Source organism: Bacteroidales bacterium (genome assembly GCA_029210725.1).
Classification (GTDB): Bacteria; Bacteroidota; Bacteroidia; order Bacteroidales.
This window is the reverse complement of the sequence record JARGFM010000024.1, coordinates 22,517-35,803: the sequence shown is the minus strand read 5'-3', so window position 1 is coordinate 35,803 and position 13,287 is coordinate 22,517. Positions and strand designations below refer to the sequence as shown.

At 44.1% G+C, this 13,287-nt stretch carries 11 protein-coding genes; all 11 read left to right on the top strand.

The features are described from left to right. Positions 1-5 precede the first annotated feature (5 nt). The 11 genes from nqrC (at position 6) to P1P86_12715 (ending at position 13,279) form a co-directional block, all read left to right on the top strand. Complete coding sequence (nqrC, locus tag P1P86_12765; GenBank protein MDF1576052.1) at positions 6-737, top strand: NADH:ubiquinone reductase (Na(+)-transporting) subunit C; 732 nt, start codon at positions 6-8, stop codon at positions 735-737. Between the two features lie 3 nt (positions 738-740). Next, positions 741-1,385, top strand: a complete 645-nt coding sequence (locus P1P86_12760) for an NADH:ubiquinone reductase (Na(+)-transporting) subunit D (GenBank protein ID MDF1576051.1) — start codon at positions 741-743, stop codon at positions 1,383-1,385. Positions 1,386-1,418: 33 nt separating this feature from the next. Further along, entirely contained in the window at positions 1,419-2,036 is a 618-nt protein-coding gene (gene nqrE, locus P1P86_12755; protein ID MDF1576050.1) for an NADH:ubiquinone reductase (Na(+)-transporting) subunit E, read from the top strand. A 5-nt stretch (positions 2,037-2,041) separates the two neighbouring features. After that, complete coding sequence (nqrF, locus tag P1P86_12750) at positions 2,042-3,295, top strand: NADH:ubiquinone reductase (Na(+)-transporting) subunit F (protein MDF1576049.1); 1,254 nt, start codon at positions 2,042-2,044, stop codon at positions 3,293-3,295. Positions 3,296-3,561: 266 nt separating this feature from the next. Then, a complete protein-coding gene (locus tag P1P86_12745; protein ID MDF1576048.1) occupies positions 3,562-4,581 on the top strand; it encodes an FAD:protein FMN transferase in 1,020 nt (339 codons plus the stop codon). Next, positions 4,581-5,564, top strand: coding sequence for a hypothetical protein (locus P1P86_12740; protein MDF1576047.1), 984 nt, complete (start codon positions 4,581-4,583; stop codon positions 5,562-5,564). Before P1P86_12745 ends, P1P86_12740 begins: the two co-directional genes overlap by 1 nt. Before the next feature lie 918 nt (positions 5,565-6,482). Further along, complete coding sequence (locus P1P86_12735) at positions 6,483-7,301, top strand: polysaccharide export protein (GenBank protein ID MDF1576046.1); 819 nt, start codon at positions 6,483-6,485, stop codon at positions 7,299-7,301. 3 nt (positions 7,302-7,304) lie between these two features. Continuing rightward, positions 7,305-9,692, top strand: coding sequence for a polysaccharide biosynthesis tyrosine autokinase (locus P1P86_12730; protein ID MDF1576045.1), 2,388 nt, complete (start codon positions 7,305-7,307; stop codon positions 9,690-9,692). Positions 9,693-9,763: 71 nt separating this feature from the next. Next, positions 9,764-11,230 (top strand): lipopolysaccharide biosynthesis protein, encoded by a 1,467-nt coding sequence (locus P1P86_12725; GenBank protein MDF1576044.1) that lies wholly within the window; start codon positions 9,764-9,766, stop codon positions 11,228-11,230. 20 nt (positions 11,231-11,250) lie between these two features. Next, on the top strand, positions 11,251-12,234 hold the full coding sequence (locus P1P86_12720) for a glycosyltransferase (GenBank protein MDF1576043.1): 984 nt from the start codon (positions 11,251-11,253) through the stop codon (positions 12,232-12,234). Positions 12,235-12,259: 25 nt separating this feature from the next. Further along, positions 12,260-13,279 carry a glycosyltransferase gene (locus tag P1P86_12715; protein MDF1576042.1) on the top strand — a complete coding sequence of 340 codons (1,020 nt, stop codon included), beginning with the start codon at positions 12,260-12,262 and terminating at the stop codon, positions 13,277-13,279. The last annotated feature ends 8 nt before the right edge of the window (positions 13,280-13,287 follow it).

Here is a 13,287-nt window from a genome sequence, read left to right as displayed (position 1 = left end):
CGAACATGAGAAGTTTTAGCAACACATACATTTTTGTCTTTTCGCTGATCATGGTAACGATTGTGGCCGTGCTGCTTTCATTCGTTTCCACGCAATTGAAGCCGCTCCAGGAGATGAATGTGGAGATCGAAAAGAAACAGGACGTTCTCCGTACGGTGGGCAGGGCTGAAAATGCAACTGAGGCGGCTGATAAGAACACTTACATCAATGAGGAATTCGAACAGTTTATTACAGCTTCCTATGTGGTCGATTTCGAAGGCAACATGCTGGAGGCCGACGCCTTTGAAGTGATGCTGAATCTCCCTGCCGAAATACGTTTAGCCAGGGAGGAGCGGAACTACCCGGTTTTTGTTTATTCGGAGAACGACGGACCAAAAAAATATGTGGTCCCCCTCCAGGGCAAAGGGCTCTGGGGCCCTATCTGGGGATATATCGCTTTTGAGGAGGATATGAATACGATCTCGGGAGCCGTATTTGACCACAAAGGGGAGACGCCGGGACTGGGTGCGGAGATCAATACGGGCTGGTTCCAGGAGCCTTTTACCGGGAAGACGATTTTTAATGAGGCCGGTGAATTTGTTTCCATCGAGGTGGTAAAGGGAGGGGCCGATCCCTCGCACAAACACCAGGTGGATGCTATTTCAGGGGGAACCATTACCTCGAAAGGACTCGAAGAGATGATTATCGACTGCATGACAGGCTATGTGGCCCATTTTAAAGAACTTGCAAATAACTAAGCTATGAGTACTGAAAAGGAACCTTTATTGTCGCCGAAAAACCTGAAGCTTCTGACCGAGCCACTGGGGAAGAGCAATCCCATTACCGTTCAGGTACTGGGAATCTGTTCTGCTCTGGCGGTTACTGTAAAGCTCAAACCCTCCATTGTTCTGGCCATTTCGGTGATGGTGGTGATGGCTGTTTCCAATGTGGTGATTTCCCTGCTGAGGAAATCCATTCCGCCACGGATCCGGATTATCGTTCAGCTGGTAGTGATTGCCACCATGGTGATCCTGGTCGACCAGGTTTTGAAGGCCTATGCCTACGACGTGAGCAAGCAGCTTTCGGTCTTTGTGGGCCTGATTATTACCAACTGCATTATCATGGGTCGTCTGGAAGCTTTTGCGCTGGCCAACAAGCCCTGGGCCTCGCTGCTCGACGGATTGGGCAATGCGGCCGGTTATGCCGTCATCCTGATTATTGTGGCTTTCTTCAGGGAGTTGCTCGGATCGGGTACCCTGCTGGATATACAGGTGATTCCTCAGGCCTTTTACAATGCCGGTTATGTAAATAACGGGATGATGATCCTGCCCCCCATGGCCCTGGTGGTGGTGGGTGTTATTATCTGGGTACAGCGTTCGCGCCGGAAAGACCTGATTGAGGACTAACTCATTTTTTTTGAACAATAGAAATTAGCATTCATGGAAAATTTAGTCAACATATTTGTCAAGTCCATCTTCATCGATAACATGATCTTTGCCTATTTCCTGGGCATGTGTTCCTACCTCGCCGTTTCCAAAACGGTGAAGACTTCCACGGGACTGGGGATCGCTGTGATCTTTGTACTCGGATTTACCGTTCCCATTAACTTCCTTCTGGAGAAGTTTATCCTGAAGGCCGGGGCCCTGACCTGGATTAATCCCACGCTGGCCGATGTGGACCTGAGTTTTCTCACTTTCATCATGTTCATCGCTGTGATCGCTTCCATGGTGCAGCTGGTGGAGATGGTCATCGAGAAATTTGCGCCCACACTCTATACCTCGCTGGGAATCTTCCTGCCGCTGATCGCGGTGAACTGCGCCATCCTGGGAGGCTCTCTGTTTATGCAGGAGCGTGAATATGCCAATATTGCCGAAGCCACGGTATTCGGGCTTGGTTCAGGGGTGGGCTGGTTCCTGGCCATTGTGGGCATCGCAGCCATCCGTGAAAAGATCCAGTATTCCAATGTTCCCGCACCACTGCGCGGACTGGGCATCACCTTTATTATTACCGGTCTGATGGGGATCGCATTTATGAGTTTTATGGGTATTAAATTATAAGAACTATGATTTTTCTCACTTCAACAATTACGGTGATTTTGATCAGCGCAGCCGTTTTCCTGTTTGTGATCCTGCTGCTGGTGGTGATGCTGCTTTATGCCAGGTATAAACTGACCCCGCAGGGAGATGTGATCCTGAAGGTCAATGACAAGGAGTTTACGGTATCCCCGGGAAGCACCGTGCTGAATACCCTGTCGAACAATGAGATTTTCCTGCCCTCGGCCTGCGGAGGCGGAGGAACCTGTGGCATGTGCAAGTGCCAGGTACTGGAAGGGGGAGGCTCTATTCTTCCCACCGAAACGGGCTTCTTTACCCGTAAGGAGCAGCAGCAGCAGTGGAGGCTGGGATGCCAGGTGAAGCTTCGTGAAGATATGACCATCCAGATTCCCGAAGAGGTGATGGGAATCAAGAAATGGGAATGCGAGGTGGTTTCCAACCACAATGTGGCCACTTTTATCAAGGAGTTTGTAGTGAGGCTCCCGGAAGGGGAGAAGCTCAACTTCAAATCGGGTGGATATATCCAGATCGATGTTCCCAGGGTTGAGGTTGATTTCTCCAAGGATATCGATGTGGAGGAGGAGTACCGCGATGAGTGGGATAAATTCAACATGTGGGACCTTTATATGAAGAATCCCGAAGAGACCTACCGGGCCTACTCCATGGCCAACCATCCTGCCGAAGGGAACATTGTGATGCTGAATATCCGTATCGCCACTCCTCCCTGGGATGTGAGCCACGGCCGGTTCAAGAATGTGAATCCGGGAATTTGTTCTTCCTACATCTTCTCCCGCAAACCCGGCGACAAGGTGATGGTATCGGGTCCCTACGGGGAGTTCTTTATCAAGGATACGAAGAATGAGATGGTCTATGTGGGCGGAGGTGCCGGCATGGCCCCCATGCGCTCCCACATTTTTCACCTCTTCCATACCCTGAAGACCAAACGGAAAGTCAGTTACTGGTATGGGGCACGTTCGAGGAGGGAGATCTTTTACGAGGACCACTTCAGGGACATCGAAAAGGAGTTCCCTAATTTCACTTTCAATATTGCTCTTTCGGAACCCACCGAGGAGGACAACTGGGACGGCCCCGTTGGATTTATCCACCAGGTACTTTATGACAACTACCTGCGCTACCACGAGGAGCCGGAAGAGATTGAATACTACATGTGCGGCCCGCCACAAATGAACAGTGCTGTATCCAACCTCCTCTATAACATGGGAGTGCCTGATGAGATGATCGACTTTGACGACTTCGGTTAGGGAAATTCCCCTGTGTATTTTAACTGTCGCTGAACCCAGCCTTTGGCTGGCTAAGGCTCCTCTAAAACACACAGGGGATTTTCCTTAGGAGAATATAGAAGAGACCGCTCCATTAGCAACAGTATCGTTAAGATGAAAGAATTGGGGGAGGACCGCCTGCAGATATGCCTTTTCTGTTTTGCCATGTAAAAGTGGTGGTTTATGTGACAGCCATTTCGTATCTTGGAGTTTGTTTTTGAAAGAGCGATGAGACCTGGACCCCTCCCATGAAATCCGGACCCTTTATATTACTGGTACTGCTGGCTGGCCTGGCCTGGCCCAGCTCCTGCAATCCCGCCTCAGATGCGGAGTACCTATATCTGCAGGGCTTTACCCAGGGAACCACCTATCACCTTACCTGCCAGCACCCCGGGGAGCAGAATCTGAAGGAGCAGATTGACTCGGTCCTGAAAGTATTCGATGCTTCTCTGAACTCCTATGACAGTACCAGCATCATCAGTGCCATCAACAGAAACGAAACTGGGGTAAAGACCGATTCCCTGTTCCGTACCGTTTTTCGTGAATCGGGAAGGGTTTACCAGGTCACCGGGGGGGCCTTTGACATTACCCTGGCTCCCCTGATCGATGCCTGGGGTTTTGGCCCGGGTGAGAAGCAGGACCTGGACAGTGCTCTGGTGGATAGTCTGCTGCAGTATGTGGGCATGGATAAGGTTTTTCTCTATGGAGATCAGGTTCGTAAGGCGAATCCTCACGTGAAACTGAATGTAAATGCCATTGCCCAGGGTTACGCGGTGGATGTGGTCTCCGCCTACCTGGAGGGCCTGGGATGTAAGAACTATATGGTGGAGATCGGGGGGGAGATCCGTACCAGGGGTGTTAATGAGAAAGGTAATTTCTGGAGAATCGGAGTGGATCGTCCCGAATTCGGGAACATGATCCCCGGGGAACAGCTGCAGGTAATCATTTCCATGCACAACCGTTCCCTGGCTACCTCGGGCAACTACCGGAAATTTTATGAAAAGGAGGGGGTAAAGATCACCCACTCCATTGATCCGTTGACCGGTTATCCGGAGGCTTCCAGCCTGCTCAGCGTGACTATTTTAGCCGATGAATGCATGACGGCCGATGCCTATGCAACGGCCTGTATGGTCCTGGGCCTGGAAAAGGCCAGGGATTTTGTCAGGGATCAGAAAGGGGTGGATGCTTATTTCATTTACGGGGATGAAATTGGCGCCTATCAAGTCTGGTTCACTGATGGAATGAAGAAATACATAGAATTGCCCTGATGAAATATCTCCTTCCTGAATATCTTCTGCTGCTTATTCTGTATTCGCAAGTATCTTGCACCTCGGGTCAACCGGGCTGTACCGATCCCCTGGCCATCAATTATGACAGGGAAGCCACCCAGGATGATCATAGCTGCATCTACCAGATTCCCCAGGTAGAGCCTTCCTGGACCCTTGACCTGGATAGGCAGCTTAGTGAGACTTCAGGATTAATGCATTGGGACGGATATTTATGGACCCATAATGACGATACGGATACCAGACTGTACCAGCTAAACCCCGGTACAGCCGAGATCGTTGGCAATTATATGCTGCCAGGGGTGGTCAACCAGGATTGGGAAGAAATTGACCGGGACGATGAATTTATTTATGTGGGTGATTTCGGCAATAACATGGGGTACAGAGACAATCTGAATATACTTCGTGTGGAATTAGCCTCCATGAGCTCCGGATCGCCTTCCATCGATAGCATCAGCTTTACTTATAGCGATCAAGAAAGTCTGGTTTCCAGTGGATTAAATCAGACCGAATTTGACTGCGAAGCATTTGTAGTGGGTTCCGATAGTATCTACCTATTCAGCAAGCAATGGCTCTCCGGCCTTACCACCCAGTACGTCTTACCCAAGACTCCTGGCATTCATATGGCCAGGAAAAGAGAGAGTTTTAATATCCAGGGGCTGGTCACCGGGGCTACCTATATGGAGGATGAAAGACTGCTGGTTCTATGTGGGTATGCTGGCTACATACAGCCCTTTGTTTATTTGTTTTATGCCTACACGGATGACGCGTTTTTCTCAGGTACCGGGAAAAGAGTAAACATAGGACTTCCTTTTCATCAGGTAGAGGCCGTCCATACTATTGATGGCTTGCATTTTTATCTGAGTAATGAAAGAGTTCAATTTGAATCATACCTGGATATTCCCCAGCAGTTGCACATGGTAGATTTGAGTGAGTTTCTGGTGGAGTATCTTAAGGAGAAGTGAGGGTTTTTGTTGAACATTGTGTGCGCACTTTTTGACGAATTCAGAGAAATGATGGGTGAGTTTTTTGTTCCGGTTTACGAAGGCATTGATAGTACTTGACGATAGCTTTATACCAGTAGACTTCAGTAAAAATCCAGTTGGTCAAACAGGAACTTTAGAACCAGAACTTCTTGAAACTATCTAACTATATTTACGTTTATATCGAAATACGAGCAGCCCGGTTTGCTGAGTGAAAAAATGGGACCGAGAGGGCGAAGCTGTATCGGATATTGAGTTAGTTATATATTTTCTTTTGTGCAGAATTTATTTATTTAGCATGAGTTCGACATAAAGGGAACAAGATAATTCCATTGAGATATCAACCACCTCCAGGTTCGAGGAAGGCTTTTCCGGAAAATGCACAAAGACAAGGATTTCTCCCCGATTGTTGATCACACAATGAAGCTTAATTCCAAAGAACCAGCCAATGCTGCATTGTCAATTGGTTGCAAGTTGCTTCATTACCCGATTTGAGTGTTCTCGCCGGCTACTTTCAACAGATAGTAATATTTGAAGTCTTTGTAACATATTAAATGAAAATAGATTACAATGGTCAATACCTCGCTCTCATGCAATTTGCATGGCATGTTTTTTTCCTTGAGCCATCGCTTAACTAGTGTGTTTGCAACTCTCTGATAAAAACTTGAGTTAAATCATCAACATGACAGTGAAAATCGATAAGTTTGGTTTTAAAGGTAAATTTTTGATTCTTCTTTTCAGTTTGTGTGGTTGCAGCTAATATAAGTAGAATATTCTTTACATTGACATTCAAATAGTTATAAGAGTTCGAAGTGTCATTTTTTGATAAATAGAGGATTATATTATATGAGTTATTTCGAACACAAGATATATTTAAGAAACTGATAACTAAAACATTTCATGAAGTTCGACCAAAACCCTAAAGGATTGTTGACCCGATCACTAATTCCGTTCTTTACTGTATTGCTGATTGTATCTGCAGTAAGTTGTGTTCATACCAAGGAAACAACTTATCTACAGCAATATGATGATAAAGAGAACCTGTTTGCTTACACTCCCCCTTCAGACTACTTGATTCAAACAAATGATAACCTCTATATTCGTATCTCCACCCCGGATCCTCAATGGTCGGCTATATTTAATCCTGAAAGTTCTGGAGTTGGTATGGGAATGAGTGAGGCAGCTATTCAATTATCCTCATATTCTGTACAGCCAAATGGTACTATTGACCTGCCCTATATTGGACTTGTTGAGGTCAGAGGCTTGACTATCAATGAAGTAAAGGAAGTTATCGAGTCAGAACTCCGCGATTACGTTAGGGATCCCTCTCTAATCGTCAGGCTGGTCAATAATAATATTGCAATTCTTGGTGAAGTTGAAGCTCCAGGCCTATATCCTGTTTACAAAGATAGGTTAAACATTTTCCAGGCTTTGGCTATGGCTGGTGATATATCAGAATTTGGGGACCGTTATCGTGTTGCGATCATCAGGCAAGGAGAAGATACTTCGGATATTGTGGAATTTGATCTTACGGATAGGAACATAATAGATTCCGAGTATTACTATGTTCAGCCTAATGATGTATTGTATGTGAAGCCGAAGAAGGGGAGATATTTTTCAATCAATTCGTTTCCCTGGACATTTGTATTATCGTCAATAACAGCTACATTATCTCTCTTTATTTTAGTTCAAAACCTTATATATATCCAACAGAATTAATTCATGAATAATACGACAACTCAGTATAACCCAACAAAGACCGGGATTGATTTAATCAACATACGCAGAGTATTATATGCCATGCTTCGAAACTGGTATTTATATCTCATTTTCCTGATTATTTCTGTCATTGGCGCAATCCTTTATTTAAAGACAACAATCCCGAATTATTTGATTTCAGCGAGAATAATGGTTGACCAGGAACGTAGTCCTGGAGAGGATATTCTTCAAGGATTTGAATTGCGACCCGGATTACAAAATCTGGAAAATCAGATCATCATTCTTTCCTCATACAATATGATAAGGAAGACGGTTGATGAGTTGCCATTTGAAATCGATGTTTACCGCAAAGGATTAATGAGCCAGGCTTCTTATTATCCGTTAAGCCCGCTCAGAATAACGGAAGGGGAAGATGGCTTGCCCTATAATAACACTTTCGAATTTAAATATCTCGACAGTAATCGATTTAGGTTGACTTCCTTATCTGCTTATGGCTCGAAAATGGACACCATATTGTTCTTTAGCCAAGAAATTCAATTTGATGAGGGGTCTTTTATTATTGAACCTCAGTCTGAATTGGAGAGTGAATATAAGTCAGGTTCAAAAATCTATATTCAGTTTTTGAATAAGGATCAATTGACACAAAAGTATATGTCCAGGTTGCAGATTAGAAATCAAACCAGGGAGGGAAGCATAATCAATATTTCACTACAAGGGCCTAACAGGATCAAGGATATTGTATTTCTTAACAAACTAACAGAAATCTTCATAAATGATAATCTGGAGAAGAAGAACCTGGAGGCAAAACGTATAATAGACTTTATTAATTCGCAATTGGTATCCGTGTCAGACTCATTGACTCTAACGGAAACCGAATTACAGGAGTTCCGTTCCAGGAATAGGATTATGGACGTGTCAGCCCAGAGTCAGCAAATTGTAAGTCAGGTGCTTACACTTGAAAATGAGAAGGCGAGGCTGAATCTGGAAAGGAATTATTACAATTATCTGGAAGAGTATCTGGAAAGTGATGAGTACACTGAGTCAGCTGTTATGCCAGCTGCAATTGGAATCGATGATCAGATGTTGATTGCGCTAATGCAGGATATGGCAGGATTACAGGCAGAATTCCTGAGTAGTGGTATCGGGGATCGAAATCCCCTTCAGGGACAGCTTGAAATGAGGATTGAAAATACGAAAAAGAATATTTGGCAGATTATATCAAGCAACCGAAGGGCCAATGAGATGGCCATTGATGAAAATAACCGTCAAATCTGGGAACTGGATCAGCGAGCATCAAGGTTACCTGAAAAAGAGAGACAACTTCTGGGATTCGAACGAAGATTCAATCTGAATAATGTGCTTTATACTTTACTTTTACAGCGAAGAGCAGAGGCTCAGATCCAAAGCGCATCTAGTACTCCGGATTATGAGCTGGTGGATCCTGCAAGAGCAACCGGTCCGATCAGTCCGGATCAACACATGGTTATTGTCCTGGCTATAGCACTTACACTGGCAATACCCACTCTTGGAATTCTTATCACGAATCTATTCCAGAACAGGGTTGTTACCGAGGAAGATCTGGAAGCCATCACAAAATTACCAGTGGTTGCTTATTTACCGCACAGTCGTATTAGTTATAATACCGTAGTTCTTACAGAGCCTACTTCCAATATTTCTGAAGCTTTCAGGAGTTTGCGCACCCGGCTGGATTTTTATACTCAGGATTCAAAATGTCCTTTGATCGTATTGACATCATCCATCCCTAGTGAGGGTAAATCATTCTGTTCGGTAAATCTGGCCTCTGCATATAGCCTTTCAGGTAAGAAAACTCTTCTCATTGGACTGGATTTAAGAAGGCCCACATTGAAGAAAAGTTTTAGTATCTCAACGGATATAGGGATAACCAGTTATTTCATCGGGAAGAATGATTTGGAAGATGTCATCTATGATACAGGTTATGAAAACTTGCATATTATTCCTGCCGGCCCCATACCACCAAATCCCGGTGAGCTGGTAGGATCAAAAAAAGCTCTGGAATCGATAGAGGTTTTAAAGGAGAAGTATGACTGCATCATAGTGGATAGTCCTCCCATAGGCATCGTAGCCGATATTTACCCAATTGCGTCCCGGGCTGATGTAGTTCTTTTGCCGGTAAGGCACGGTCTTACGGATAAGCGAGCTTTACGAGGAACGCTGAGTGAAATGGAATTCCATAAGATCAAAAATGTCAGTCTTCTGCTAAACGATATAAGGACCGGGGGAAGAAGATATAGTTATTCTTATAAATACAAATATGAATATAAGAATAAATCTAATCCCAATCAGGCAAAAGACAAAAAGAAGGCATCCAAATCAGAAAATGGTACTCCACTGAAAACAGAAGCAATCTGATCTTTTATTTTAAGGGTAAAACCTTCAAATCATCCAGTTTATTATATGTTAGGTCTTCTGTTTAATCAGATATGTCGCTAAAAGAAAAAACCGTTTCAGGCATATTTTGGAGTGCAGTGGACAGTTTTGCAAACTACGGCATTCACTTCATCGTGGGAATTGTTCTTGCAAGACTGATCACTCCGAAAGAGTTCGGACTTGTGGGAATGATTACCATTTTCATCTCCATCTCCACAACTTTTATTCACAGCGGTTTTTCTTCAGCATTAATTAGGAAAAATGACTGTACGCAGGAAGACTACTCAACAGTCTTCTTCTACAATATTATCATGGGCACGGTCTTATACCTGCTCATTTACTTTTCCGCCGTACCCATAAGCAATTTCTACGGTGAGCCGGAACTTGTCTGGATATTGCGGGTCCTTTCACTTAGCTTGTTTTTAAGGTCCCTGACTCTGATCCAGACAACGACTTTGACAAAAAGGATTGATTTCAAATTACAGGCCAGAATTGTAATTATATCAGGAGTGTTATCCGGTGTTATTGGAATAGTCATGGCCTTATACGGCTTCGGGGTGTGGAGCCTGGTAGGGCGCGCATTGTCCGGGTCCCTGATCAGATCTTCATTGCTCTGGATATGGAACCGCTGGATGCCGAGTTTAATTTTCAGCAAAAAATCCTTTAAAGAGTTGTTCGGTTTTGGAAGCAAGATATTGATAAGTTCATTGATTGACACGGTTTATAGCAATATTTATTATCTGGTCATTGGTAAATACTTCTCAGCTGAACAACTTGGTTATTATTCCCGGGCACAATCTTTCGCAAATATGCCTTCCTCGAGCTTAAATAACATCATGACGAGGGTGACTTTTCCGGTGCTGGCAAACATGCAGGACAATAAGTATCAATTAAAGGCAGGATACAAGAAACTGATTACAAATCTCATGTTCATGAGCATGGTAATTCTGGTTTTGATGGCTGCCATTGCCGAACCTTTGGTAGTGACGCTTATCGGGGAGAAATGGAGGCAGTCAATCATTTACCTGCAACTTCTGTGCTTCCCGGCCATGTTATTTCCCTTGCAGCAATTGAATCTTAATATGCTCAAAGTTCTGGGCCGTTCGGATCTTGTCCTGAGGGTAGGGATAATAAAAAAGGTCCTAGCAGTTCCCTTTATTGTTCTAGGCGTACTATATGGAATAGAGGTACTAATCCTTGGTATGTGGGCAAATGCGTTGATTTCCTACTACTTCAATAGTTATTATTCCGGTCGTTTGATAAACTATTCCATAAAAGAGCAACTTTCGGACATCCTTCCTTATTTATTGTTTGCACTGACAGTGGGAGCAATTGTATTTGTTGCAGGATGGCAGCTGCCTGTGGGATATCTTGTCAAACTGCTATTGCAAATTGCTCTTGGTATCTTGCTGGTATTGGGCTTGGGCAAGCTATTGCAGCTGGCTCCTTATATGGAAATCAGGACGATTGCTTTAGATAAGATCAAATCAATACGTGATGCCAGAAGATCAGACAGATAAAGAAAAAACTAAATCATTGTATGTCACAAGGACCTGATATAAGCGTAATTGTTCCTATCTATAATGCGGAGCAGTATTTGCCGGATTGCCTGGATTCAATTCTTGCTCAGACCTTTAAGGGCTTCGAAATGATCCTGGTTAATGATGGGTCAACGGATTCGAGCGGATCGATCTGTGATGAATATGCCCGAAAGGACAGACGAATCAGGGTTATCCATAAAGAGAATGGGGGGACAACAACTGCACGTAGGGAGGGAATAAAAGCCGTTACAGGAAGATATATAGGCTGGGTAGATGCAGATGACCATATTGCCCGACACATGTATTCCACCCTTTATGAGCTGGCAGAGGAAAACCAGGCCGAAATCGTTGAGTGCCAGTATATCTGGATTAAGGGGAATCAAAGGGTAAGAAGCGGAAAGGAAGAACCGTTGGCCGTTGGAGATGGGGATTTCATGATGAAACAGTTTTTCAGTTCCAAGATGAAGTCCAGTTTTTGCACCAAGCTTTACAGATCAGAATTATTTGACGATGTACAATTCCCTGACAGGCAATATCATCAGGACACCCATGTAAATATGCGTCTTGCACTCAAACCCTTAAAGTATGTCAGGACATCCGAAGCCATGTACTTTTACGTAATGCGTGAAAACAGCAATACGACCACCTATAATGCACGCCTTCTGCGTGAATCTATTTATAAATATGAAGACACCATGAATCTGGCGCGTTCTGGTCAAAGTGAATTAGCCAGACAGTATCTGCAAAAGGATGCCATAAGCAGACTGATGTGGAGATACTTTGAACTGACGGTGAATTCGGATATTGAAAATCAGCGAGTATATAATTACTACCTGAGGAAGAAGCTCGGCTTTTCCCTTATCAGATACATTTTTACAGCAAAGATCCCTTTTAAGACCAGGGTTAGCCTGAGTCTTCTTATCTATAACCTGAAAGGCATACAATTATTTATGCATAAATCCCTCAATAAACCAGGTAAGTGACCGACTTCAGACCTGCTTGAAGCTAATGGGTTTAAGATTATCTGTAATACTGCCAATCTATAATGTGGAGACTTTTCTGGAAAGGTGTATCCGCAGTCTTGAGAGCCAGGATATCCCTCATGAGGCATACGAAATTATCTGCGTAAATGATGGATCGCCGGACAATAGCAGGAAGGTAGTGCAAAAACTTCAGGATGAATTCAAAAATATTATACTGGTTGATCAGGAAAACCAGGGTGTCTCGATGGCAAGAAACGCCGGATTGAATAAGGCATCCGGAAAATATATCCTGTTTGTGGATCCTGATGATCTCGTCCGGGAAAACAGCTTAGGATCGGTTTTAAATATAGCTGAACAGACTAAATTACAGTTGATTATTCCTGCTTATGAGTATCTTGATGAGCATGGAAGGGTATACCATACAAAGAAATTTGAGAATGAGGGAGAAAAGCCGCTGACAGGCATTGAGGCCTATCACTTCATGCGCACTCAAAAAGAACTGATCGCGGATTCCTCCGTTGGGATCCTTTATGAAACAAAGTTCTTAAAGACGCATCAATTATTCTACGTGCCGGGTATCGTTCTGAATCAGGATGTGGAATTTCTGGCCAGGATACATTGTATGGCCAGTCGCTGCTTATTTTTCAGTGAAATCCTTTACAGGGCATATGCCAGAAGGGGTTCAGCTACGCGATCCAATCAATTTAATACAGACCGGGTTCGCTATGGCTTTAATATTGCGGCAAGCAACCTGAGACAATTCCAACAATTAGAGTCTTTAAGGGATGAACAGGTAATATTCCTGAATGGGCCTATTGTTCAGTTTGTTTTACTTGCTCTGTATTCTGCCATTAGAACAAGATCTCTTAAAGTGCTTAGGGATACCATTGTAAGCCAGAAGCAAGCTGGAATATCAAAATTGGATTTGGGGGGATGCAGACGTAATCATTTGATAAGTGGAAGGGCCTATAATTTCTCGCCCTACCTGGCGGCAATACTATTTGTAAGTTACCTAAGAATTGCAATCAGACGTGATGCGAAATAGTGCAAAGA